Source organism: Dolichospermum flos-aquae CCAP 1403/13F, assembly GCF_012516395.1.
Classification (GTDB): Bacteria; Cyanobacteriota; Cyanobacteriia; order Cyanobacteriales; family Nostocaceae; genus Dolichospermum; species Dolichospermum lemmermannii.
The window spans coordinates 4,136,324-4,160,639 of sequence record NZ_CP051206.1 but is presented as its reverse complement, the minus strand read 5'-3'; the positions used below and the strand labels follow the sequence as shown (position 1 = coordinate 4,160,639).

General features: G+C 36.9%; 24 protein-coding genes. 15 read left to right on the top strand and 9 right to left on the bottom strand.

The features are described 5' to 3' along the window. Nucleotides 1-7 precede the first annotated feature (7 nt). The 7 genes from HGD76_RS20020 to ahcY form a co-directional block, all read right to left on the bottom strand. A complete protein-coding gene (locus tag HGD76_RS20020) occupies nt 8-337 on the bottom strand; it encodes a XisI protein (RefSeq protein ID WP_168653251.1) in 330 nt (109 codons plus the stop codon). 206 nt (nt 338-543) lie between these two features. Continuing rightward, the gene (locus HGD76_RS20015; protein ID WP_168696813.1) at nt 544-876 is read right to left on the bottom strand and encodes a XisI protein; all 333 of its coding nucleotides are present in this window, start codon (nt 874-876) and stop codon (nt 544-546) included. A 12-nt stretch (nt 877-888) separates the two neighbouring features. Then, complete coding sequence (locus tag HGD76_RS20010; RefSeq protein ID WP_168696812.1) at nt 889-1,110, bottom strand: type II toxin-antitoxin system HicB family antitoxin; 222 nt, start codon at nt 1,108-1,110, stop codon at nt 889-891. Between the two features lie 89 nt (nt 1,111-1,199). Beyond that, a complete protein-coding gene (locus HGD76_RS25585; protein WP_233466940.1) occupies nt 1,200-1,364 on the bottom strand; it encodes a type II toxin-antitoxin system HicA family toxin in 165 nt (54 codons plus the stop codon). An 826-nt stretch (nt 1,365-2,190) separates the two neighbouring features. Further along, on the bottom strand, nt 2,191-2,520 hold the full coding sequence (locus tag HGD76_RS20000) for a XisI protein (protein ID WP_017804276.1): 330 nt from the start codon (nt 2,518-2,520) through the stop codon (nt 2,191-2,193). Further along, complete coding sequence (locus HGD76_RS19995) at nt 2,508-2,924, bottom strand: XisH family protein (RefSeq protein WP_168646219.1); 417 nt, start codon at nt 2,922-2,924, stop codon at nt 2,508-2,510. The genes HGD76_RS20000 and HGD76_RS19995 overlap by 13 nt, the downstream gene beginning before the upstream one ends. Before the next feature lie 125 nt (nt 2,925-3,049). Continuing rightward, nucleotides 3,050-4,327 (bottom strand): adenosylhomocysteinase, encoded by a 1,278-nt coding sequence (gene ahcY, locus HGD76_RS19990; RefSeq protein ID WP_148759670.1) that lies wholly within the window; start codon nt 4,325-4,327, stop codon nt 3,050-3,052. 369 nt (nt 4,328-4,696) lie between these two features. Between ahcY and HGD76_RS19985 the strand changes: the two genes are divergently transcribed. The 3 genes from HGD76_RS19985 (at nt 4,697) to HGD76_RS19975 (ending at nt 7,188) form a co-directional block, all read left to right on the top strand. Continuing rightward, a complete protein-coding gene (locus tag HGD76_RS19985; protein ID WP_233467271.1) occupies nt 4,697-6,289 on the top strand; it encodes a mechanosensitive ion channel family protein in 1,593 nt (530 codons plus the stop codon). A gap of 231 nt (nt 6,290-6,520) precedes the next feature. After that, entirely contained in the window at nt 6,521-6,784 is a 264-nt protein-coding gene (locus HGD76_RS19980; protein ID WP_168653237.1) for a hypothetical protein, read from the top strand. A gap of 83 nt (nt 6,785-6,867) precedes the next feature. Beyond that, nucleotides 6,868-7,188: a hypothetical protein gene (locus HGD76_RS19975; protein ID WP_015077995.1), complete on the top strand. Its 321-nt coding sequence runs from the start codon at nt 6,868-6,870 to the stop codon at nt 7,186-7,188. 88 nt (nt 7,189-7,276) lie between these two features. Here HGD76_RS19975 and HGD76_RS19970 read toward each other — a convergent pair whose 3' ends face one another. Together HGD76_RS19970 and HGD76_RS19965 are read right to left on the bottom strand one after the other, a co-directional pair. Beyond that, nucleotides 7,277-7,822 carry a DUF7149 domain-containing protein gene (locus HGD76_RS19970; protein ID WP_168696811.1) on the bottom strand — a complete coding sequence of 182 codons (546 nt, stop codon included), beginning with the start codon at nt 7,820-7,822 and terminating at the stop codon, nt 7,277-7,279. A gap of 388 nt (nt 7,823-8,210) precedes the next feature. Beyond that, nucleotides 8,211-9,593 carry a response regulator gene (locus HGD76_RS19965; protein ID WP_168696810.1) on the bottom strand — a complete coding sequence of 461 codons (1,383 nt, stop codon included), beginning with the start codon at nt 9,591-9,593 and terminating at the stop codon, nt 8,211-8,213. Between the two features lie 749 nt (nt 9,594-10,342). Between HGD76_RS19965 and HGD76_RS19960 the strand changes: the two genes are divergently transcribed. The 12 genes from HGD76_RS19960 (at nt 10,343) to HGD76_RS19905 (ending at nt 24,091) form a co-directional block, all read left to right on the top strand. Further along, nucleotides 10,343-11,017 carry a vWA domain-containing protein gene (locus HGD76_RS19960; RefSeq protein WP_015077998.1) on the top strand — a complete coding sequence of 225 codons (675 nt, stop codon included), beginning with the start codon at nt 10,343-10,345 and terminating at the stop codon, nt 11,015-11,017. 53 nt (nt 11,018-11,070) lie between these two features. Beyond that, a complete protein-coding gene (locus HGD76_RS19955; RefSeq protein WP_015077999.1) occupies nt 11,071-11,853 on the top strand; it encodes a PP2C family serine/threonine-protein phosphatase in 783 nt (260 codons plus the stop codon). A 129-nt stretch (nt 11,854-11,982) separates the two neighbouring features. Next, nucleotides 11,983-14,175 carry a tetratricopeptide repeat protein gene (locus HGD76_RS19950; RefSeq protein WP_168696809.1) on the top strand — a complete coding sequence of 731 codons (2,193 nt, stop codon included), beginning with the start codon at nt 11,983-11,985 and terminating at the stop codon, nt 14,173-14,175. A 243-nt stretch (nt 14,176-14,418) separates the two neighbouring features. Next, on the top strand, nt 14,419-15,195 hold the full coding sequence (gene rfbF / locus HGD76_RS19945; RefSeq protein WP_168696808.1) for a glucose-1-phosphate cytidylyltransferase: 777 nt from the start codon (nt 14,419-14,421) through the stop codon (nt 15,193-15,195). A gap of 27 nt (nt 15,196-15,222) precedes the next feature. Then, a complete protein-coding gene (gene lhgD / locus HGD76_RS19940) occupies nt 15,223-16,434 on the top strand; it encodes an L-2-hydroxyglutarate dehydrogenase (protein WP_168696807.1) in 1,212 nt (403 codons plus the stop codon). Between the two features lie 130 nt (nt 16,435-16,564). Continuing rightward, a complete protein-coding gene (locus tag HGD76_RS19935) occupies nt 16,565-17,602 on the top strand; it encodes an NAD-dependent epimerase/dehydratase family protein (RefSeq protein WP_168696806.1) in 1,038 nt (345 codons plus the stop codon). A 227-nt stretch (nt 17,603-17,829) separates the two neighbouring features. After that, nucleotides 17,830-18,780: a glycosyltransferase family 2 protein gene (locus tag HGD76_RS19930; RefSeq protein WP_168696805.1), complete on the top strand. Its 951-nt coding sequence runs from the start codon at nt 17,830-17,832 to the stop codon at nt 18,778-18,780. Nucleotides 18,781-18,813: 33 nt separating this feature from the next. Continuing rightward, nucleotides 18,814-19,827: a glycosyltransferase family 2 protein gene (locus HGD76_RS19925; RefSeq protein ID WP_168696804.1), complete on the top strand. Its 1,014-nt coding sequence runs from the start codon at nt 18,814-18,816 to the stop codon at nt 19,825-19,827. A 50-nt stretch (nt 19,828-19,877) separates the two neighbouring features. Continuing rightward, on the top strand, nt 19,878-20,714 hold the full coding sequence (locus tag HGD76_RS19920) for a phytanoyl-CoA dioxygenase family protein (RefSeq protein WP_407644792.1): 837 nt from the start codon (nt 19,878-19,880) through the stop codon (nt 20,712-20,714). A gap of 159 nt (nt 20,715-20,873) precedes the next feature. Then, complete coding sequence (gene rfbC / locus HGD76_RS19915; protein ID WP_148759694.1) at nt 20,874-21,419, top strand: dTDP-4-dehydrorhamnose 3,5-epimerase; 546 nt, start codon at nt 20,874-20,876, stop codon at nt 21,417-21,419. A gap of 2 nt (nt 21,420-21,421) precedes the next feature. Then, the gene (locus HGD76_RS19910) at nt 21,422-22,735 is read left to right on the top strand and encodes an NAD(P)H-dependent oxidoreductase (protein WP_168696803.1); all 1,314 of its coding nucleotides are present in this window, start codon (nt 21,422-21,424) and stop codon (nt 22,733-22,735) included. Between the two features lie 258 nt (nt 22,736-22,993). Next, a complete protein-coding gene (locus tag HGD76_RS19905; RefSeq protein ID WP_168696802.1) occupies nt 22,994-24,091 on the top strand; it encodes a glycosyltransferase in 1,098 nt (365 codons plus the stop codon). Nucleotides 24,092-24,316: the final 225 nt, after the last annotated feature.

The window sequence follows — 24,316 nt, the reverse complement described above, 5'->3', positions numbered from 1 at the left end:
CAAAGTTTTAATCTTGTGCAAAATCAGTAAATTGTCTGATATGAGGCGCTCTAAAAGCTAAAACTATATCGCTTTTTGGTACTCCTAATTCTACCAATTCATTAGCTACCCCTTCCTCAGTTAAATCTCTCTGAATCCAGATTTTTCCATCTTTAATATCTACATGAATCATTGTACCATAGGTTCTATTTTCACCTTCCCAACCTATATGAATTACTAGATAGCGATTTCTTTGAATATCAAATATTAACTCGATTTCTGTTCCTTCAGAGCAATGACCGTCTGTATGTGTTGCTAACACTTGTTGTACTAATTCAGGGTAATCTAATTTTTCCATAACATTGGGAACTGGTTTAATTTCTGCAATTGCTTTACCTGCTTCAATGATAATAATGCTTTCTCCTGCTGCTACTTGGTGAAGATAGCTAGTGAAGTTTTTCTGGATTTCATCAATGGTTACGGTTAGCATGAGATGATGATTTAGGAATGCTTCTAGTATAGCAATGATCAAGATTTTTTATTTTATGTAAAGACGCAAAAAATCTAAACCGATGCAAAACCTGTAAACTGTCTGACATAAGGTGATCTAAAACCTAAAACAATATCTGTTTTCGGTACTCCTAACTCTACTAATTGATGAGGAATTCCTTCTTCTGTAAAGTCCCTTTCAATCCAAATTTTCCCATCTTTAATACTAATATGAATGGGAAACCAATAAATTCTTTTTTCATCTTTCCATCCTGTAACCAATAATAAATAAACATCCCTTTCTGTATCAAAAACAAGTTCGAGATTTTCTGAATCTTCTACACATTCTTCCTGTGCATATTTTTGGATGAAATTTTTAACTATTTCTCGATAATTTAATGTTTCCATAAGACTATAAAGTTATGAAGCTATTTGATAAATTACAGGTTTATATCTTGGTTCGGGAATGGGTTTACCTTCTATTTCCGCAGCTTTTAACCAAGCAGCTTTGGCTTTGAGAACTTCTTGCAGTGCTTCTTCTTCAGTTAAACCAAATCCTGAACAATATTTTAAATCAGGAATATCAGCAATATAACCTTCATCTTCTTTACTGTAGAAAATATTAATGTGATACTGCTTCATTGCTCATTCTCCAAAGTGAGTGCGTATTCTTCAATCAAAATCAAAAATTGACGAACCTGATAAGGAATAGCTTTACCATTGCGATTTTGTCAGTTAATAAGTTCGGGGATAGTTGGATGTGTAAAAATGTGATGACTACCGTTGATACGTGATAGGGAAAACCCAAAGGCTTCAACTAATGTCACTAAATCATCAAATTGAAGATTTTTAGATCCTGAAAGAACTTTCTCCAGTAATTTACGCTTTTTTGACATTACTTTATTTTATCATTTTTTTACATTAAATTCTATCCTAATTTCATTATAATGATTTCTGGGATGATAAAATATTAATTGAAGTTCTGTTACTTTGGCTAAATGATTTTCTGTATGTCTTGCTAATACTGTTTTGACTAATTCAGAATAATTCATTGTTTCTATAAAATAATCTCCTGTTTGATGAGTGGAAATACTAGCAATTTTAATTGATGTAAGGTATAATAGTTTCAATCTTTTATTTTCGTAGGTTGGGTTAAGCGCAACGCACTTAAATTATAAAGATGTTGGGTTTTGTTTCTCAACCCAACCTACATAACTATCATTATTTTTTTGCAATCTTACGAACTAAAACAAATTAATACCTACTGGGAGATTATGCTTACCTTATTTAATGAACCAAATTCCACTTCGTTACTAAGTTTTATAACAGAAAAAGTTAAATCACTTAACACGGAAGATAATAATAGTTGGATATTCTATGCTATTACTTGCTACTTCAATCCCAAAACATTTAAAAATTTAAAAGAAAAGAGTATAGCAATAAATAAATTGAGAACTTTCAAAAAACAATGGCTCTCCTAGAATTTGTTGTTTTAATAACAATATCTCTGAACGTTCTATCACTATAACGAAGTAAATAACCTGTTTTCATTCCCAAAATATTTTCTAGTTTAACTAGGTCAAGGTTTGATATATCTGCGATTTTACCAATAGTTCTTGTAGAAATTTACTGTGCATTATGATTACACCATGATATACAAAAAAAGGGATAAGCAAAACGCCTATCCCCAAAAAATCAAGTTATTAAAATTGAATAAAAAATCTAAACTGATGCAAAATCAGTAAACTGTCTCATATAAGGTGGCTTAAAACCTAAAACAATATCCGTTTTTGGTACTCCCAAATCTACCAACTCACTAGCTACCCCTTCCTCAGTAAAATCTCTCTGAATCCAGATTTTTCCATCTCTAATATCTACATGAATAATTGTCCCATAAGCCCTTTCATTATTTTCCCATCCTACATGAACTACTAAATAACTATTTCTTTCACAATCAAAAATTAACTCCTTTTCTGTTCCTTTGGAAGCATGATTTTCTGTATGTCTTGCTAATACAGTTTTTACCAATTCAGGATAATTCATTCCTTCCATAAAACAATCTCCTGTTTAATAGCTTCAAATATCAGTAATTTTAATTGATGTTCAGCAATGATTTCTTGAATAAACGGAATAAGAAAAAATTCTTTGTATATTTCATTACCAATCGCTAGATATAAAATGCGGTTGGGTTCTTTTTTTCTTAAAACAGAACGGTAATTTAGTGTTTGTCCTAAAGCTATATGAAATTCAGTAACTTCAGATTGACCTAAAAAAGATTTTATCTCAACTGCTATTTTTTGACCTTCCTTTTCTGCTCCTAATAGTCTTTCTGCTCCTAAATCAATTCTAAAGTCAAGAGTATCTACTGTAAATGATAAAGGATCATTAGTAATTAACCAACCATCTTTTTCTAAAGCTAACCTAACTGCATTGTGAAAAAAATCTTTTGCTGACATAAAAACTTATAATAACACCCTCCATCCCATTATATCCTCCCTCTGCGCTCTCTGCGTCTCTGCGGTTCGTTAAAAAAAAGGGATAAGCAAAACGCCTATCCCCAAAAAATCAACTAATTAATGATTTACGTTCCAGACTGCCAAGAATTGGTATAGTCAATTTGATCTGCTGTCAAACTATCAATGAAAATGCCCATAGCTTGCAACTTCAAACGAGCAATTTCTTCATCCACATCTCTAGGAATAGAGTGCAAACCAGCAGCTAAACTACCCTTATTCTTCACCAGGTATTCAACAGCTAAAGCTTGGTTAGCAAAACTCATATCCATAACTGCGCTGGGGTGTCCTTCAGCCGCAGCCAAATTAATCAAACGTCCTTGTCCGAGTACGACAACGGATTTACCATTTGTCAATTTATACTCTTCAGTGAAAGGACGGACATCCTTGATTTCCTTAGCATTAGCGGCTAAGTATTTCAAATCAAGTTCCAAATCAAAGTGACCAGAGTTACAAACGATCGCACCGTCTTTCATGACATCGAAGTGTTCACCGCGAACGACGTGCTTGTTACCTGTGACAGTAATGAAGATATCACCGTGAGGTGCTGCTTCCGCCATTGGTAGCACACGGAAACCATCCATAACGGCTTCAATTGCCTTGATGTGATCAATTTCGGTAACAATGACGTTTGCACCCATGCCACGGGCGCGCTGGGCTGTACCCTTACCACACCAGCCATAACCGACAACTACAACAGTTTTACCAGCTAACAAGATATTTGTAGCGCGGATAATCCCATCTAAGGTAGATTGACCAGTCCCATAGCGGTTATCAAAGAAGTGCTTGGTGTCTGCGTCGTTGACATTCATCGCTGGGAAGGTAAGAACGCCTTCGTTAAACATGGCGCGTAACCGCACGATACCTGTAGTGGTTTCTTCGGTGCTACCAATTAAATCAGCGATTTGATTTTTACGGTGTTGAACTAATTCTGCTACCACGTCGCTACCATCATCAACAATGATGTGGGGGCGATGATCTAAAGCTATTTGGACGTGACGGCTATAGGTAGCGGCATCTTCGCCTTTTTGTGCAAATACAGAAATTTCATGATCAGCTACAAGACTTGCAGCTACGTCATCTTGAGTTGACAAGGGGTTACTAGCAATTAAAACTGCATCAGCACCACCGGCTTTAAGCGCGATCGCTAAATGTGCTGTTTCTGTGGTAACGTGGGCGCAAGCTGAAATACGCAATCCAGCAAAGGGCTTTTCTTTCTCAAAGCGATCGCGGATTTGCTTCAATACGGGCATTTCTCTGCCAGCCCATTCAATGCGTTGTCTTCCCAAGGGAGCTAGGCCGAGGTCTTTAACCTCGTGCTTTAATCTGGGAGTGGTTGCAATCATGAAAATTATCCTTTAAAAAAATGAAACAGGTTTATAAGCCTTTACGTACTTTAACAAGGTTTTCTCATTACTAGCCATATTTTCTGAGAATTAGTAATCAGCTATTCAAAAAGTCCTGTGAACTAGCTTCACCTCTGATATGAGCCGTGTTAACACTAGATCGGGCTTTTTCTTTTTTCATCATTCTCTGGTAAGAATATAGCAACTCCAACGGGAATAGATGACAGGTGACAGGATATTGACATCTGATAACAAAGAATGTAGAGACGTTCCATGGAACGTCTCTACAAAGATTCTGATTTTTCTATTCCCTCATTGACACAAGGAGGTGTTTTAGTGATACTTCGATTTTTAGCGGTAGCAGGGACAATGGTAATTACCATCGGTTCTGTCACCAAAGCCACAGCCCAGTTTTCTCCTTTACCTTTTCTGCCCACTCCCAGTAGTTCAAGCAATAAGGTAGATGATAAGATGGTATCTGGCTGGATTAATTTAGATGGTCGTCCTTTATTTAGCATTACTGCCTCAAAAACCAAATTTCCCGAACGTTTTCAAAACATTCAACAGAATTTACAGGATATCACCCATAATTATTTACAGGCATCTGCAACGGAAGTTAAAGTGCAGAATCGCACAGTTAAAGGATTACTGACGATTTTTGTTAATGACCAATACCTGATGACCATTACCTACGAAGATGTTGGACAGGCAAACCCGTTAACATTAGCAAATCAAATTAGTGATGACTTAAAACAACACCTGCAACAAGCCAAACAAGAACGACAAACTCGGTTTTTAATTCAGCAAGGTGAAATTGCTGCTGTGGGGACACTGGCAATGATCATCATCAGTTGGGGTGTCAGGCGCTGGCAAAAGCGTTTAAGCAAGAATGCAGCCGATTCTATCCCGGCTATTTCCAAAGATACTGCACCAATTACCAAACTATTAAATCAACAACAACAGCAGCATCTTCAAGAAGTCAAAACTAGACTTTTTCAAATAGCACAAGCAGGGATTTGGGGCAGTGGTAGTTTAATTATTTTAGGACTATTTCCCTACACACGCGCCTTCCAAATTGGGATTCTCACCATTGCCCAAATTCCCATTAAATTAACTATTGTCGCGGTGGGAACTTATGTAGCTGTGCGGTTTACCTATGCCTTAATAGATCATTTTACCTCAACCATAGTGAGTGGTGGGGCTTTATTAACTCCAGAAACATCCGAACGTTTGCAGTTGAGAATATCCACATTTTCCGGCGTAACTAAAAGTATCACTACGATTATTTTTGTGGGTGCAGGTAGCTTACTAGCTTTGATATCTTTGGGGATAGATATCGTTCCGTTGTTAGCTGGTGCTGGTTTAGTCGGTGTGGCTATATCCCTCGCTTCCCAAAACTTAATCAAAGACGCAATTAACGGCTTTCTGATTATTTTTGAAGACCAATATGCCCTGGGTGATATGATTACTGTGGGTACTGTGGGCGGTTTGGTGGAAAAGTTGAATCTGCGAATGACTCAAGTTCGAGATTCGGAAGGACGCTTAATTACTATCCCCAATAGTGAGGTGAAGATTGTGGCTAATCTTTCTAGTCGTTGGTCACGGGCTGATTTAAGTATTCCGGTTTCTTACCAAGCGGATGTAGATGAGGCTTTGAAGATAATTAAAGATGTGGGTTTGGAGATGAGTCAAGATCCCGAATGGAAACATCAAATTCTGGAAAAGCCAAATGTTTTGGGTGTTGAGCATTTTAGCGATCGCGGTGTGATGATTCGTGTCTGGATCAAAACCCAACCGCTTAAACAATGGAACGTAGCGCGAGAATATCGTCGTCGCCTAAAAATCACCTTAGACGCAGCCGGAATTTATATTCCCGTACCGCAACAAGCAAATTGGATTAATGAGGTGCAGTTATTGAATTCTCAGGATGAGTTTTCCACAAGTGCAACATCAGAAACTTAAATTATCAAGTTTCTTTAGTCACATAACCATCTTTCATCTCAGTCCAGAAAATCGTAGAGGCGTTTCGTAAAACGTCTTTGCGTTTTTATATGTTTATCTATAAAGTAGTTGCTTTTATTAAAGGCAATTTTTGATCATGCTCTTGCCAGATTAGTAAATTTGTACTATACTATGAAAATAGTCTTCAAACCTGGAAAGACTTATGGAATAAGGATTTTAAGGACTACACCTATGATGAAGCATTATATTCTCAATCTTAACCCAACGGCCAAGCATGAATGGGATCGTTGTATTATCCGTGATCCTTTAACTGCAAAACGTCCAGATATAGCTAAAATAATTTCTGAAGCCGTAGGTGCAGATACAGGTAGTTATTTAGTCAGTGTAAATATTGAAGTCACGGTATTACAGGAAGCGCCAATACCATCACCAGAACAGCTTTCTCTGTCATTTCCAGAAGTGTCTGTACCCACCCAATTGAGGGAAGCAGCATAGAGATCCCCGACTTCTTTAAGAAGTCGGGGATCTAGAATCCAATCATAAGTTACAATAAAACTATCAAATTTGACTGTAAAGCCATGTCTGAATCAGTTCAATATATCACTAACGCACAGGGAGAAAAGGTTGGGGTACTGTTAAACTTAGAAACCTATCAACAACTAACTAACTTATCTGTAGATTCTGAATTATTGATTGGTTTAAGTATAGATGAGTTACAAGCTTTAGCAGAAAGTTCTTTATTTCCTAAAACTCAGACGCAATTACAGGAGTTATTAATTAAAAATTCTCAAAATCAATTATCAAAGGTTGAAACTGAAACTTTAGATAAATTATTAGCACAAGTTGACCAATTAAATATTATTAAAACTAGAGCTAGATACACATTAAATATTTTATAAAATCAGCAGCAAGTAGCATGAGTGTTTATATTTCTGCTTTTAGATCCCCGACTTCTTTAAGAAGTCGGGGATCTGGGATTTGTGGTATTTACCCTTCTATAATTTTAATCTCTTCTGCTGTTAGTTCGTAAAGTTGATAAACTAGCTGATCTATTTCTGTTTCTAATGCGGTTGTATCTGCTTTTGGATCTGATTTTTTAGCGGTGAGAATTTGATCAACAATTGCAGTAATATTTATATATTCAGGTTTATATTCAGGAACTTCCCGCAGAAAATATAAAACCAATTCCTGAAAAGCTTTAGTATTCAAATTATCAACTTTCAGCATTTCACCTTTATTGGTAGGTTTTTTAGCTTCCAGAATTACACCAACACTACTTTTAGCATCTTTACCATTATGAATAACAAAATCATTGCGTCCCTTAGTATTAATAAAATGATTTCCACCATAATATGTGTTCTTTAAAAAATCACCAATCAGATTTTTATGAAACTCTTCAGATTCAACTTCATTAATTTTCTCAATTAGACTTTGCAGATTCTTTTTAAAATGCTCAATATCATTTCTATTGGGTTTAACCTTGAGAAAGGCTTTATTTAATGATTCTCTGGGTTGTAGTTTATGGAAAGTCATTTATTTTAAATCTTTAATCAATTTATATTGTCCGTTGGGTTGACGCAAGGATACCCAACAAAATACAGGCTTTTAGTTAAGCCCAAAAATTAAACATAGCATTAGCCGATTCTATCTCTAATAGTAGCACAAAAAGTCAAGGGGTATTAATCAATCCTGTAAAAACGTATTTTCGTTACGTTATTGATAACATTCTCAATAATCTTGAGAATAGAGAGAGATATTCTCAATAAACATCAACTTTACCAATTTTGTGAAAATGTCCATTTAAAAAACTTATACTTCTCAAATAACGGTTGGTTGCTTTGGTTGAGACAAGGAAGCACAAAATTTAAATTCAAAATCAAGTCAGGGTAAAGCGCAATGCTAAACCCCTACTTTGCTATCATTATACCAAGTGCATAAAAATAATTTTTAGCAATTCAGCGCGAGTAAAAGGTTTAGTTAAATATCCCGAAGCACCGACAAATCTCGCTTTTACCTTATCTATAATTCCCTTATTGCTAGTCACAAAAATAATGGGAATATTTTTAAACAGGGAATTATTGCGGATAATCCGACATAGTTCATAACCATCAATTCCTGCCATATTTAAATCCAGTAAAATCAGATCCGGCTTATGTCGAATAATTGACATGACTGCTTTTACTGGTTCATTAATAGTTACCAAAGTAAAATTCTCATCTTCTAAATAACGGCTAATTTCCTTGAGAATTGTGGGACTATCATCTACAGAGATAATTTTGTAAGTCTTTTGTGTAGTTCTCGGATTGACTTTTACTTTTTGGGAATCAGCATCTATGTTACTATCAACAGTTTCGGGTTGTAAATCATCTGGAGGTAAATCAGCAATGTCTGTTACTAGCTGTTGAACCGCAACATTATTTTCAGAAATAATTAAAGTTTCTGGAGGAGGATCTTTGCTTAGTGCTACATCGGAAATAAATAATTTTTCCCTCACCGATTCTGTGCTATCTCCAGAAAATGGTAATAGACTGCCATTTGTTTTTGGTAATTTATCAAATGGAGGATCTGGCTCATGTAATACTATCGAACCCTTGACAATATAGGGGTATAAACTTAAAGCTAGTTGCAATTCATCCTGATTCATGATAATCGCTAGATGACGCAAGCTAAAACCCTTCATCCAATTAGTGATATTCTCTTTTAGTGGTGGTAATCTTTTATCCTGAAATTTGCTACTAACTAACAAATATGGACGCTGATAGGGAGAAGAGATATATCTACCAAGATATCGCCAATTTTGTAACTGATTTTGACATTCTTCGATGATAGTATTGATATCTAACTGACAAATTTTTGTCAAATCATGGATTGGTTCTGCTAATTCATAAGTGCCTGTTTTAATGAGGATAAACCATTCAATTACCTCTTTAACTAATTCTTGAATAAGTAATGTTGCTTGAGTAGGCAGAAGATGTTGTTCAGTGACAAGCCAGTTAATCGCTTCGTATTCTGGAGGTTGGTTTGGGAAATGATCATGATCTTCAGCTTCAAACACCAAGCGCATTTGTACGCGCACTTCATTATCTACGAGCGGTATTTGTTGATGGAGACGACGCATTTGTCGTTCTAATCTATCAAAAGGTTCTACGGAATGAGTCGCATAGATAATTTTTCCTTTTTCTATATATATCAACCAAGATACAGAGTTACTAAATGCTTGTAAACAGGTAGTTTCATAACAGTTGCTTAATTGTCTTAATAAACCTGCGGGAGGTAGTTTGGTAAATGTGCCAGTATTTTTCATATTTTTACAATTTTTTGGGCGGATACATCAATATAGTATGGGAAAAGATTAAATATCAGGCTGTAATATGATATCACTGGAAAATATAGTCATGATCACAAGTTATTAAATTATGAATATCAACGAAAAACATTTTCTAAAAATTCTCCTACCTAGCGATCTTGAATGTAACAATTTTTGTGGTTTTTTGTGCTAATTCTTGAGCATTTGCTTAGATATAAATCTCCTGCTTGTCAGATCTTTCAGCTATTTGATTTTGATAAATCATATAGTAATCCGAGGGAGAATGCTGAGATATTTCGGATAATTTAAATTCATCAACCGTCAGCATGATATTCGTCCTGTTTGGGGATTTAAGAATAATGAATTTATTTACCTGAAGACAGACGAAATCTCACATAGAATCTTTAAAAATTTATGGATGTAAATGTATATGTTGATTATAGCACCCAGCTATCGGACAAGAGCAAGAATAGCAAAGAAGAGAAAGTATTCATTTCCTGGAAATTACACCCAGGAACTTAGTTGTAATTCCCTCTGAGTGAGGTTATTCATACTTGAATTATGCAACGCCTAGTTATGAGGAGTTGGAGAGATATTTGGCAAATTTACCGCAAATCAATATCTTTACTGAAAAACTCAAGTATTTTCGACAAAATACCATAATTTTAGTCATACTAGCGCTAGAAACTATATACTTTGAGTAAAAGGAAAATAAGACTTTGGATTATAACATAACACAAAAAGTTATGATTGATACATTTAATCTTGACGAAGTTGTAGAATTTGCGGAAAATCCCGAACCCCGTTGCCCATGCGTGCTATTGCTAGATACCTCCGGCTCAATGCAGGGGGAACGAATCGAAGCTTTAAATCAAGGTTTGTTGAGTTTAAAGGATGAACTGGTAAAAAATTCTCTAGCATCCAGAAGAGTGGAAGTGGCAATTATCACCTTTGATAGTAGTGTAAATGTCGTGCAGGACTTTGTAACTGCTGATCAATTTAATCCGCCAATTCTCACAGCTCAGGGTTTAACCATCATGGGTTCAGCAATTCATAAAGCATTAGATATTATTCAAGAGCGTAAATCCCAATATCGAACTAATGGTATTGCTTACTACCGTCCCTGGGTGTTTATGATTACCGATGGTGAACCCCAAGGTGAACTAGATCATGTTGTCGAACAAGCATCCCAAAGACTGCAAGGAGATGAATCTAATAAGCGGGTGGCCTTCTTTACTGTGGGCGTAGACAATGCGAACATGAGCAGATTAAGTCAAATCGCTGTGCGGAGTCCACTCAAGCTGAAAGGATTAAATTTTATTGAGATGTTTGTATGGTTGTCCGCAAGTATGTCAGCGGTATCCCATTCTCAAGTAGATGAACAGGTAGCACTACCACCAATTGGGTGGGGATCTGTTTAGATGAAAATTACAGCTTGTTGTTTAAACTGAACTAGCTGTGGAAAACAAATTATATGAATACATCAAAACAGATTTCTCAATGGCGCATAGTAGCTGCATCTGTATGTGGAACTAGTCACTCAAAAAACCAGCAACTTTGTCAGGATGCTCACCATTGGCAACTATTAGCCAATAATGTGTTGGTAATAGCAGCAGCCGATGGTGCGGGTTCTGCTAAACTAGGAAAGGTGGGATCAATGATTGCTGTAGAAACGGCAATAGAGCATCTTTCTCGCCAAGAGATTACCAGTAATACCCTGGCTAATAATGATTTTTTGGGTTATTTGCTAACTGATGCTATGTTAGCAGCCCGCAAAGCCATAGAAATTGAGGCGGATATTTGTCACAATCAACCTCATGATTTAGCAACTACCTTAATTGTCATGATTGCTACACCAGAAATTGTGGCTGTGGGGCAGGTTGGTGATGGTTTAGCTGTAGCTAAAAATAGTATGGGTAATCTGATAGCCTTAACCATCCCCAGCAACGGTGAATATATCAATCAAACGACCTTTTTAACATCTCCGGATGCTTTAGAGACAGCACAACTGAAAATATGGCGGGAAGAGATAGTTAATGTTGGTGTGCTTACCGATGGGTTACAGATGTTAGCTTTAAATATGATTGTTGGTGAACCTCATAAACCTTTCTTTTTACCTTTATTCGAGTTTGTAGCTAACGCTGAAGATAGAATATTAGCCAAAGAACATCTAATGAGATTTTTAAGCTCTGATAAAATTACTCAGCGGACTGATGATGATTTGACTTTAGTTCTAGCTGCATTTATTAACTCATGAGTTATGGTAATCAGGAATTATTTGCAGGTTGGTGGATAACTCCTACCTCCTCACACCAGCTAAAGCCATCCTCTTGAGTTGCTGAACTTTTGACTGATTCCAATTACTTCACATAACCTTAATTCTGCCATGCAGGTACTACGTCCTTTTCCCAACCCGGAAATTCTCAACCTCTCTGTCAGTGTGGGACATGGTGGTGAAGCTTGTATCTATGCAGTGCCATTGGATGACAATCTAGTGGCGAAAATCTATCACAAACCAACTATCTCCTATGCCCAAAAACTGCGGGCAATGCTGGCTAATCCTCCTGTTAATCCGACGGACAATTTAGGGCATATTGCCATTGCTTGGCCACAGGAGTTGTTACAAGCAGCAGATAGTAGCGGTAAGATTGTGGGCTTTATTATGCCCCGGATTCGGGGAATGCGGCCAATTATGGATTTTTATAATCCGGGGATTCGCCGACAACATTGCCCATTGTTTAATTATCAGTATTTATTGCGGACTGCCCGTAACCTAGCCTCAGCTTTTGCGGCTTTGCACGCCAGCGGATACTGTATTGGTGATGTGAATGAGTCAAATATTTTGGTTAGTGATACGGCATTGGTGACATTGGTAGATACAGATTCGTTCCAAGTGACCGAACCATCAGAAAATCTGGTCTATCGTTGTTCTGTGGGTAAGGCTGAGTATACTCCGCCAGAATTACAGAATAAAACTTTTGCTGATTATGACCGCGAAAATTATCATGATTTATTTGGGTTGGCTGTACTGATTTTCCAATTGTTAATGGAAGGAACTCACCCATTTTCTGGGATATTTCAAGGTGGGATAGAACCTCCAACCTACCAGGGAAGGATACTTTCTGGGCATTTTACCTATAGTCAAAAGAAACAAGTCCCCTATTTGCCCACTCCGATTTCCCCTGGTTGGGATCTGCTTCATCCCAGCTTACAGGATTTATTTGTGCGTTGTTTTGAAGATGGTCATGACAATCCCCGGTTACGTCCTAATGCTCAAACTTGGTTATCGGCATTAGCGGCAGTGGAGGAAAGTTTGCTGACTTGTGCGGCTAATCCTCAGCATCTTTATCATAATCATTTAGATAAATGTCCTTGGTGTGAGAGGACTAGACGATTAGGTGGAAGAGATCCGTTTCCGTCACTCGTAGCGATCGCTTCTAAACAACATCTGCAACCACGCCAAAAACCTCAGTCTAAACGTCGCTATGTTCCGACTCCACGGATTACTCAGCCATTAAAATCAAATTATCCGGTCTATCATTGGCAACCCATAAACCAGCAGTTTTATCATGTTCCGTCTCGGAAAAAGTTAAACCCCAAGATATACGGTTTCATTGTTGGGGTGATGGGATTGGGTCTTTTGGGTTATTTGGACGTAATGATTAAATTTACCCGTCCTTTTGTTTCCCAAAATCCTTATACTCAACAAAGTTTGATGTCTCGTGCTGCTAATCAAACTCCTGATTTACCAAAGCTTTCTTTTACGGATTATTATCAGCGTGGTCATACTGCTTATCAACGGCAAGACTATGAACAGGCAGTGGTCAACTTTACCCAAGCTATTAAAAAGAATCCCCAGTCTGCCAAAAGCTATATAGATTTGGCTAATTCCCAGTACAATTTAAATAATTATGAAGCTGCATTGGCTAATTATAACCAAGCTTTGAAGTTAGATCCTCAAGAAGTTAAAGCTTATGTAAATCGCGGTAATGCTTATTATATGCTTGCTAACTATAGTAGTGACCCTAACAGAGAATATAAACAAGCAATCGCGGATTTTAATGCTGCCATCAATATAAATAAAAATGATGCTGAGGCTTATATCAGAAGGGGTGTTGTGCGATTTGAAATCAATAAATACATCAATAATTCTTTTCACGAATACGAAAAATCAATTGCCGATTTTACTGAAGCCATTAAACTCAATTCATCAAAAGTAGATGCTTATTTTCAACGGGGTTCGGTTCGCTATCAAATGGCTCAATATAGCACTAATTATGCAGCAGAATATAAACAAGCGATCGCCGATTTTACTGAAGCAATTAAACTCAATTCTCGGTTGGCTAAAATTTATCTAAAACGTGGTATGGCCTACTATGAACTAGCACAATATGGAGAAGGTATAGCTGATAAAAATCATGTTCAAGCAGTTGCGGATTTAGAAGCAGCCGCTAAAGTTTCTTTAGAAGAAAATGATATGGATAATTATCAACAGTCCCTCAGTAGCATTTGTATTGTTGTCGCTAATAAATGTGACAGTTTATTATCTAACTCAACCCTACTTGGACAAAGTAATTGATATAAAAGGAGTTCAGGAGTATGACTAACGCCATACTCCTGACTTCTGCTATAAATATTTTACAGATAAAATATCTTAATTTACTTATTCTTTATAATTTTCTAGAAAATAACAGTTAAATTATGTTTATCTACCCAAGAAAGAGAAAGAAAAAAGTATTCAAGTTCTCTGCCATCATTGTGCATTCTCTTCATTTCCATCAGTTGAAATTATCACCCACCTGCAAATTTTTGAGGTAACTACATGAAAGCAGTGATTTTAGCAGGAGGTCTGGGTACAAGGTTAAGTGAAGAAACCAGTATCAGACCCAAACCCATGGTTGAAGTTGGTGGTAAGCCAATTCTCTGGCACATAATGAAGACTTACTCAGCTCACGGTATTCATGATTTCATTATTTGTTGCGGTTACAAAGGGTACGTTATTAAAGAATACTTTGCTAACTATTTTTTACATATGTCAGATGTGACATTTGATATGCGATTTAATCAAATGAATGTCCATTCTGGATATGCTGAACCTTGGCGCGTCACCTTAGTAAATACAGGTGATAATACAATGACAGGTGGGCGGTTAAAGCAAGTTCGTGAACATATTGGGAATGAAACCTTTTGCTTTACCTATGGTGATGGTGTCAGTAATATCAATATTACAGAATTAATTAAATTCCATCAAGAACAAAAGACATTAGCAACACTTAGCGCAGTGCAACCAGCAGGAAGATTTGGCGCAATTTCTTTAGGACAAGAACAAACTAAAATTACCAGTTTTCAAGAAAAACCTGAAGGTGATGGTGCTTGGATTAATGGGGGCTATTTTGTTCTAGAACCACAAGTAATTGATTTTATTGCTGATACTTCAACTGTGTGGGAGAAAGAACCATTAGAAAAGTTAGCTAATTTAGAACAGTTATCGGCTTACAAACATGATGGTTTTTGGCAACCCATGGACACATTAAGAGATAAAAACTATCTTGAAGACCTTTGGAAAAGTGGTAAAGCTCCTTGGCAAGTTTGGGAATAGAAATTTTGGATTTAGGAAAAATTACTAATGTATGATTTTGCGATTATTGGTGGGGGAATAGTTGGACTTTCCACAGCCATGGCTTTAGGAGAACGTTATGCAAATGCCAAAATACTAGTCTTAGAAAAAGAGAGTGAATGGGCATTTCATCAAACTGGTAATAATAGCGGTGTAATTCATTCGGGGATTTACTATAAACCAGGAAGTTTTAAGGCGAAATTCTCCCGGGATGGCAGCCGTTCCATGGTAGAATTTTGCCAAAAGTATGATATTGATCATGATGTTTGTGGCAAGGTAATTGTTGCCACTAATGAACAAGAATTACCCCGCTTAGAAAATCTCTACACCCGCGGTTTAGAAAACGGTATTCCTGTTAAAAGAATTAGTCCTCAAGAAGTCAAAGAAGTTGAACCTCATGTTAGTTGTGTAGGTGGAATTCGGGTATTTAGTACAGGAATTGTTAATTACAAACAAGTTTGTTTAAAATACGCGGAATTAATTCGCAATCAAGGGGGAGATTTACGTCTCAATACCCAAGTTGTGAAAATTACCCGCAGTGGCAAAAATCAGGTATTAGAAACTAACAAGGGCAGTTTTGAAACTCGATTTGTGATCAATTGTGCCGGATTACATAGCGATCGCATTGCAAAATTAGGTAAAGCTAATCCTGAAGCTAAGATCGTTCCCTTTCGCGGCGAATATTACGAACTTACCCCCGCAAAACGCTATCTGGTCAAAACTCTCATTTATCCAGTTCCTAACCCAGATTTCCCCTTTCTCGGTGTGCATTTCACCCGGATGATTGATAACAGTGTCCACGCCGGACCAAATGCAGTTCTCAGTCTCAAACGTGAAGGTTACAAAAAAACCGACTTTGATTTTAGAGATTTTGCCGAAGTGATCACCTATCCCGGCTTTTGGAAATTAGCAGCAAAACACGCTGACGAAGGGATTCAAGAAATCATTCGTTCCTTTAGTAAAGCAGCCTTTGTCAGAAGTCTGCAAAAACTAATTCCCGAAGTCCAAGCAGAAGATGTAATTCCTACCCATGCAGGAGTTCGCGCTCAAGCATTAATGAATAATGGTGCGCTTGTTGATGACTTTTTAATCATTGCAGGTGAGAACTCTATTCATGTTTGCAATGCACCTTCACCCGCTGCAACTTCTTCTTTGGAAATTGGTAAAGCTATAGTTAAGCAAATACCAGAACCTACTCATTTGCACAGTTTAGTAAGTTAGTAGGGTGCGTCAGATACTAAAAATCTGTTAACTTTACTAACAAATCAAGTCTGACGCACCCTACAAGAGAATTTTATTTGCGAACTCTTCAAAAACAACTTAATTTTACACATCAAAAATTTTAACAATCATGAAGATTTTAGTAACTGGAACAGAAGGTTATCTTGGTTCTTTATTGCCTTCTTTATTAATGCAAAGAGGACATGAAGTAATTGGTGTTGATACTGGTTTTTATAAGGTTGGTTGGCTATATAATGGCACTCACTTAACAGCTAAAACTCTCAATAAAGATATTCGTGATATCAATCCCGAAGATTTAGAAGGTGTAGAAGCTATTGTTCACATGGCGGAATTATCTAATGATCCTACTGGACAATTATCTCCTACCATTACTTATGATATTAATCATTTAGGTTCAGTTCGTCTAGCTAATTTGGCAAAATTAGTAGGTGTCCGCCGTTTTGTTTATATGTCCTCCTGTAGTGTGTACGGTGTGGCTAGTGAAGGTGATATTACAGAATCATCACCAGTTAATCCACAAACAGCTTACGCCGAATGTAAAACATTAGTAGAAAGAGATGTTCAACCATTAGCTGATGATGATTTCTCTCCTACTTTCATGCGGAATGCTACTGCTTTTGGTGCTTCTCCCAGAATGCGATTTGATATTGTTTTAAACAACTTGGCTGGCTTGGCTTGGACTACCAAAGAAATTAAAATGACCAGTGACGGTACACCGTGGCGGCCATTAGTTCACGCTTTAGATATTTGTAAAGCCATTGTTTGTGCTTTGGAAGCACCCAGAGATATTATTCACAATCAAATCTTTAACGTTGGTGATACAGCGAATAATTATCGAGTTAAAGAAATAGCAGAAATCGTTGCTGATGTCTTTCCTGGTTGTCAATTATCTTTTGGTACTAACGGTTCAGATAATCGCAGCTATCGAGTATCTTTTGAAAAGATTAACACTATTCTTCCCGGATTCAAGTGTGATTGGAATGCTCAACTTGGTGCTAGTCAACTATTTAATTTGTTCAAGCAAATTGATATGAATGAAGATACTTTCTTGTCTAGAGGTTTCACCCGCTTGAAACAATTAGAGTATCTAATTCGCACAGAACAAATTGACAAAGATTTTTTCTGGAATAAGCAGGAAAATTATTAATTTCTTCCGAAAATATCGTAGGTTGGTTTGAGCGACAGCAAAACCCAACATGATTAATAATTTTGTTGGGTTTTGGGTAACATACGTCAACCCAACCTACATTTTCTTAACCGAACATTATTGCATCAAGGTGGATTAAATTGAATTTTCTCAATTTAAGATATTCGATTTAAACACTTCTCTTAGATTTATACCAAGTAATATCCTCATACCAGGATTACCATATAATGCAAAAGTTACTAACTATTGCTATTCCTACATACAATCGTGCTGCATTGCTAGATAAACAACTGGCTTGGTTAGCAATAGCAATTAAAGGTTTTGAGTCGGAATGTGAAATTATTATTTCTGATAATTGCTCAACAGATAATACACCAGGAGTCGTCAAAAAATGGCAATCTGTTTTTAGTAATACTGTATTTATAGCGAATAGAAATCGGGAAAATATAGGGTTAATGCCGAATATTGCTTTTTGTCTTCAAGCTGCTCGTAGTAAATATGTTTGGACTGTGGGTGATGATGATCCAATTCAGGAAATAACCCTAGCTCATGTCGTAACTACAATTAAAAGAAATCCCAGTTTATCACTGATGTTTCTTAACTGTTGTGGACGTGATCACAAAACAAATCAAGTTTTGGTAAAACACTGGTTTCCTAGTGATAGTGATGAAATAATTACTAATAGTAAACCTGTATTTGAACAGTATTTACAGAATAGTTTTGGTGGGGTACTATTCATGACCGCTACCATTTATAAAACTGAACTAGTTCAGAAAGCTTTACAACAGTGGACTACTTCTTGTAAAAATTTGGCATCCCAAGCATATTGGACTGGATTTTGTGCGGCTCATGGAAATGTAATTGTCACTCAAGATAATTATTTGGAATGCACAATGCACGCTAGTTCCTTAGAAGAAAATCCTCGCTGGTCATTAATGATGCGATATGTTTATATCCCAGAGGTTTATCTGAAGTTGTTAAACTTAGGATATTCTCCTCAATTTTGCCAACGGATGATTCTAGAAAATATTTTCAAACTGAGTGATTGGAAAATATTACTAGGTGCTTTTAGAAGATGGCCAGTTCTAGCCACAAATATTATAATTAACTACTTGCAATTGCTAGGAAAATTTATCTATCAACTGAATTTCAATCAGAAAAAATCAGATATAGCTTGATGAAGATTCTCAAATTTTTTTCTATCAAAAACCATGAACAAACTCCTAACTATTGCTATTCCTACTTACAATCGAGCCGATTTACTAGATAAACAATTAACTTGGTTATCTCAGGCTATTAAAGGATTTGAAACAGAATGTGAAATTTTAGTTTCTGATAACTGTTCTACGGATCATACTCAATCTATCATTAATAAATGGGAGAATCTTCTCCAAGATATCACATTCAAATCAAATAAAAATCCTGAAAACATAGGCGTAATGCGAAATATTTTTCATTGCCTAAGTTCTGCCACAACCAAGTATGTTTGGACAATTGGTGATGATGATCCCATTCAAGAAAGAGCAGTCGCTTATGTGATGGATAAAATTAAAAATATTGATAATTTATCATTATTGTTTTTGAATTTTTCTGGTCGAAATCAAATTACTGGTGAAGCAGTACATCCACCAAAAATAGTTGGTAATCGCTGGTTTGATGCGGATACTGAAGATGGTAAAGGTGATGGTAAAGCAATATTTGAACATTGTTTTACTAAAAGTGTAGGAGCAGTAATTTTTCTAACTGCTACAGTATATCGTGCTGATTTAATTAAACGCGCTCTCCAAATTTGGCCAACTGCTAGTAATAATTGGATATCTTTAGCATATTTAGCCGGTTATTGTGCTGCTAATGGCAAAGTAATTGTCACTAAAGATGTCTATTTAGAATGTATTGTTGGTGTTAGTTATTGGCAAAAAGAACCAAAATCTGCACTTTTAATGCAATACCAACATATACCTGAAGTTATTTTAAAACTTGAGCAAGTTGGTTATTCTAAAGCATATTGTTGTCGGATGCTTTTACAAAATTACCATGAAGTAGACCTGAAAGTTTTTTTAGGAGCGATGAGAAAATGGCCTGTATCGGCTATTAAGACAGTAATTCCTTTTTTAGGTTTAGCTAGTGTGGCCGTATTGGAATTAATACCAATGAGAGAATTTAAAGTAGCAGAAACAGAAATGGAGAGAGCAACGACTTCAGAAGTCAGAAACTATAAGGGATAAATCACCAATTGTTTGGAAAAAATAACTTTTGATTGGGAGGTATTTGGATTGTGATTAATAAAGTTGCAGAAAAAATATCAGTCTTAAAAGATGAGTTAGCTTATCAAGTGAAACTTTGGCATCATAGCAAAAATTTACCTGCTATTAGTGCAAAAGATCAATTGATTGTTGATACCCTAAAAACATCAGGTGTTTATATCACATCTTTGGAAAATTTAGGTTTTTTATCTACAGCTACAATGTTAGCTACTGCTAATAGTTGTACTGATAGGATGGTAAATCCTAGAGATATCCATGCAGGATATAAGTTACCGCAAATTTATACGGTTACAGATTTACCAGAATTCTTTAATTGGGGAATTGAAACCCGATTACAAAACATCATTGAACATTATATAGGTTTACCTATTGCTTTTCATGGTGTTCATGTGCGGAAAGACTTTCCTAATGAAAAACAATTGGAAACTTTACTATGGCATAAAGATTCTGAAGATAGACGCATGATTAAGGTGATTATCTATCTAAATGATGTAACTGAAGAACATGGACCATTTGAATATATTCCCCTACCTGCTAATTCTCTAGAACAAGTAAATAATTATCGAGTTGATTATGAGTTGTGGCGGGTAAATTTTTTAGGAATTAACGATGATAAAATGATGAAAGTCATTCCTAAATCAACTTGGAAATCATGTCTTGGTAAAGCTGGAACTGTGATTTTTGCAGATGTAAGAAATATTTTGCATCACGGAACTGTGAGAAACCAAGAGCGGTCAACACTATTTTTTACATACACAGCTAACTCTCCTAAACGACCTGAACTTTGTACACAATATCATGATGATACCTTTCCCGAAATAAGTCAACAATTAGGATTAAAGGTATAAACCTGAAATGCAAGAATTGAAATCTTGTAAGGGCGAAGCATTCGGGTGATAATCTATCGCCAAAACCATTAATTTTATGTCCGAATGCTGATGCCTACGGCACGCTACGCGAACGCCCCTACGATTCTGTTATGCTCAATAAAACTTTCCTAAATAACCATGATTTTTACCTCTACTAAACTTGCTGGTGCTTTCATTATTGACTTAGAAGAAAAGCCTGATTCTCGTGGTTTTTTTGCTCGAACTTTCTGCGCTGATGAATTTTTAGCACATGGCTTAAAACCAACAGTTGCCCAATGTAATCTTTCTTTTAATCATAAAAAAGGCACATTGCGGGGAATGCACTATCAAACTCTTCCCGCAGCGGAAACAAAATTAATTCGCTGCACTCAAGGAGCTATTTATGATGTGATTGTGGATATGCGTCCTGAATCTCCCACTTATCTAGCGCATATTGGTGTAGAACTGAGTGCAGAAAATCGTCGCGCTCTTTATGTCCCAGAAATGTTTGCTCATGGTTATCAAGCTTTAACAGATGGTGCAGAAGTTGTCTATCAAGTGGGTGAATTTTACACTCCTGGATATGAACGAGGTTTACGTTATGATGACCCAATTTTAGAAATTTCTTGGCCATTGAATGCAACGGAAATGTCTGATAAAGATCGGAATTGGCCGTTACTAGAATCTATTTTAATAGGAGTTTAATCATGATTATTGTTGATAAAGCTTTACAAGCACGGGCTGCATTAGGTAAACCAGTCAAAGTGGCCATGATTGGCGCTGGTTTTATGGGTCGAGGCATTGCTAATCAAATTATCAATTCTGTGCCAGGAATGGAGTTGGTGGCTATTTCTAATCGGCATATTGATTCAGCTAAACGAGCTTATTTAGAAGCAGGAATTGAGGATATCAAGATTGTTGCTAATTTAGCCGATTTAGAAGAGGCGATCTCTGAAAATAAATATGCAGTCACCGAAGATGCTATGCTCTTGTGTGAAGCAGATGGCATAGATGCAATCATTGAAGTGACGGGAACAATTGAATATGCTGCTCATTTGGTGATGTGTGCGATCGCTCATTACAAGCATATCATCCTCATGAATGCCGAACTAGATGGCACAATTGGTCCCATCCTCAAAGTCCATGCAGACCGCGCTGGAGTCGTCCTGAGTGCCTGTGACGGCGACCAACCAGGGGTAGAAATGAACCTGTATCGCTTTGTCAAAAGCATCGGTTTAAAACCCCTCCTGTGCGGTAATATCAAAGGTTTACAAGACCCCTACCGCAACCCCACCACCCAAGCCGGTTTTGCCCAACGCTGGGGACAAAATCCCGCCATGGTAACAAGCTTTGCCGATGGTACAAAAATCTCCTTTGAGCAAGCCATAGTCGCCAACGGCACAGGCATGAAAGTAGCCAAGCGGGGGATGTTGGGATATGATTACACCGGTCATGTGGATGAAATGACCAAAATGTATGACATTGACCAACTGCAAGAATTAGGCGGTATCGTTGATTACGTAGTTGGCACTAAACCCGGTCCAGGAGTATTCGTATTTGCTACCCACGAAGACCCCAAACAACGCCATTACCTCAACCTTTATAAACTCGGTGAAGGCCCCCTCTACAGTTTCTACACCCCCTATCACCTATGCCATTTTGAAGTTCCCCTCTCCGTAGCTCGGGCTGTCCTCTTCCATGATGCTGTGCTTGCACCAATAGCAGGTCCCGTTGTTGATGTCGTCACCACTGCCAAAATTGATCTCACAGCCGGAGAAACCCTTGATGGTATTGGTTATTACATGACCTATGGACAATGTGAAAATTCCCCCATTGTGCAACAAGAAAACCTACTCCCCATGGGTCTGGCTGAAGGATGTCGCTTAAAGCGCGATATTCCTAAAGATCAAGTCCTCACTTATGATGACGTGGAACTACCTGAAGGCAGACTTTGCGATCAATTACGCGCTGAACAAACCGTTTACTTTGCTCCTGCGAAAACTTTAGCACTCACAAAATAATTTTCAAATCAGCAACAAGATAATTCAGAGGTTTCCTGATATTTTCATTTAACCTCTGAATTTACATATATACAACAGATAACAGAGATTATTTTCATAATCTTGTGAGGTTTTGCATGATTCAAGCTCATATTAAACTAGATAAATTAATTGATAAAAAATAAGTGATAAAACCTAGTAATGCAACATGAAAAATTAAATTCCTAGAGAATAAATATTAAAGCCAATTGTCAATTACCAAGTCGTAGGGAATCCGGTATGAAAATAGCTCTCGTCCATGATTACTTAACTCAACGCGGTGGAGCAGAGCGCGTATTTGAATTACTGTGTAAACGCTATCCCGATGCTGACATTTTCACCTCATTATACGACCCGCAGAAAAGTATTGATTTAGGTGAACGAATTATCAATACCACATTTTTGCAAAAAATTCCTGGTGCAACCAAATATTTTCGGATGTTAGCTCCTTTGTATTTTCCTGCATTTCGTTCCTTGGATCTCCAAGATTATGACCTAATTATCAGCAGTAGCACCAGTTTTGCCAAAGCAGTACGGAAAAAACCTGAAGCTAGACATATTTGTTTTTGCCATAATGTTACCCGCTTTTTATGGGACACAGAAACATATTTACGGGAATACGGAGATTATAGATACTTTGCTCCTCTCATCGAAAGAGTTTTTCAAATGATGAGAAATGTAGACCTGAAATATGCTCAAGAACCCGATCTCTACATTGCTAACTCTAGCATTGTTGCCCAGCGAATTCGAAAAATTTATCACAAACAAGCCATTGCCATTAACTATCCAATTGATACTAGCAACTTTGTTTTTTCCGATACAAAAGAAGAATATTACTTGGCATCGGCGCGGATGATAAGTTATAAACGTCTTGATATAATAGTCGAAGCTTTTAATTGGTTAGGCTGGAACTTATTAATATCAGGTGATGGACCAGAACAAGAAAGATTAAAAGCCCACGCATTACCAAACATCCAATTTCTTGGTCATGTTAGTGATAGAGAACGTAAAGACTTATTTTCTAAAGCTAAGTCAATTATTGTTGCAGCTTTAGAAGATTATGGATTAGTTCCAGTCGAGGCAAACGCTAGTGGTACACCAGTTATTGCCTATGGAGCAGGTGGAGTCTTAGATACTCAAATACCAGGGAAAACTGGGGTGTTTTTCAAAAGACAAACACCATGCTCTTTACAAGCAGCAATACTCGAAGCTGGAGAAATAGCTTGGGATTACGAAACTATCCGTAATCATGCTGTTAGCAATTTCTCAGAACAGTCGTTCTTTAGTAAAGTTGAGCAAGTTATTGGTAAAACTAGTAGTTCGTCAAATTTATTTTGACGGTTAATGATCGGAAAAAACTTCTGTTTTTCCCTCCCCTACTCCCCCTGCCCCTCCTCTCCCCCTGCTTGCCTTTACCCGTCATTTTTGGATTGACAGACCACTAGTGCAGCATGGCAAAAATAACTAATCATTAAAAATTCCTAGAAAGCTTATATAATTTGCTTTTTTAATTTTTAATTCTGCCCTGCGGTATTAGAGGTGTGCATCGCTAATTCATTTAAT

Coding starts and splice junctions, on each gene's coding strand:
- HGD76_RS20000 (WP_017804276.1), bottom strand. CDS start 2,520: ATGGAAGGAATGAATTATCCTGAATTGGTAAAAACTGTATTAGCAAGA.
- HGD76_RS20015 (WP_168696813.1), bottom strand. CDS start 876: ATGGAAACATTAAATTATCGAGAAATAGTTAAAAATTTCATCCAAAAA.
- HGD76_RS19975 (WP_015077995.1), top strand. CDS start 6,868: ATGTCTGAATCAGTTCAATATATCACTAACGCACAGGGAGAAAAGGTT.
- ahcY (WP_148759670.1), bottom strand. CDS start 4,327: ATGATTGCAACCACTCCCAGATTAAAGCACGAGGTTAAAGACCTCGGC.
- HGD76_RS25585 (WP_233466940.1), bottom strand. CDS start 1,364: ATGTCAAAAAAGCGTAAATTACTGGAGAAAGTTCTTTCAGGATCTAAA.
- rfbF (WP_168696808.1), top strand. CDS start 14,419: ATGAAAGCAGTGATTTTAGCAGGAGGTCTGGGTACAAGGTTAAGTGAA.
- HGD76_RS19905 (WP_168696802.1), top strand. CDS start 22,994: ATGAAAATAGCTCTCGTCCATGATTACTTAACTCAACGCGGTGGAGCA.
- HGD76_RS19985 (WP_233467271.1), top strand. CDS start 4,697: ATGGTAATTACCATCGGTTCTGTCACCAAAGCCACAGCCCAGTTTTCT.
- HGD76_RS20010 (WP_168696812.1), bottom strand. CDS start 1,110: ATGAAGCAGTATCACATTAATATTTTCTACAGTAAAGAAGATGAAGGT.
- HGD76_RS19925 (WP_168696804.1), top strand. CDS start 18,814: ATGAACAAACTCCTAACTATTGCTATTCCTACTTACAATCGAGCCGAT.
- HGD76_RS19935 (WP_168696806.1), top strand. CDS start 16,565: ATGAAGATTTTAGTAACTGGAACAGAAGGTTATCTTGGTTCTTTATTG.
- HGD76_RS19970 (WP_168696811.1), bottom strand. CDS start 7,822: ATGACTTTCCATAAACTACAACCCAGAGAATCATTAAATAAAGCCTTT.
- HGD76_RS19930 (WP_168696805.1), top strand. CDS start 17,830: ATGCAAAAGTTACTAACTATTGCTATTCCTACATACAATCGTGCTGCA.
- HGD76_RS19955 (WP_015077999.1), top strand. CDS start 11,071: ATGAATACATCAAAACAGATTTCTCAATGGCGCATAGTAGCTGCATCT.
- HGD76_RS19995 (WP_168646219.1), bottom strand. CDS start 2,924: ATGTCAGCAAAAGATTTTTTTCACAATGCAGTTAGGTTAGCTTTAGAA.
- HGD76_RS19910 (WP_168696803.1), top strand. CDS start 21,422: ATGATTATTGTTGATAAAGCTTTACAAGCACGGGCTGCATTAGGTAAA.
- HGD76_RS20020 (WP_168653251.1), bottom strand. CDS start 337: ATGGAAAAATTAGATTACCCTGAATTAGTACAACAAGTGTTAGCAACA.
- HGD76_RS19965 (WP_168696810.1), bottom strand. CDS start 9,593: ATGAAAAATACTGGCACATTTACCAAACTACCTCCCGCAGGTTTATTA.
- lhgD (WP_168696807.1), top strand. CDS start 15,223: ATGTATGATTTTGCGATTATTGGTGGGGGAATAGTTGGACTTTCCACA.
- rfbC (WP_148759694.1), top strand. CDS start 20,874: ATGATTTTTACCTCTACTAAACTTGCTGGTGCTTTCATTATTGACTTA.
- HGD76_RS19960 (WP_015077998.1), top strand. CDS start 10,343: ATGATTGATACATTTAATCTTGACGAAGTTGTAGAATTTGCGGAAAAT.
- HGD76_RS19980 (WP_168653237.1), top strand. CDS start 6,521: ATGATGAAGCATTATATTCTCAATCTTAACCCAACGGCCAAGCATGAA.
- HGD76_RS19950 (WP_168696809.1), top strand. CDS start 11,983: ATGCAGGTACTACGTCCTTTTCCCAACCCGGAAATTCTCAACCTCTCT.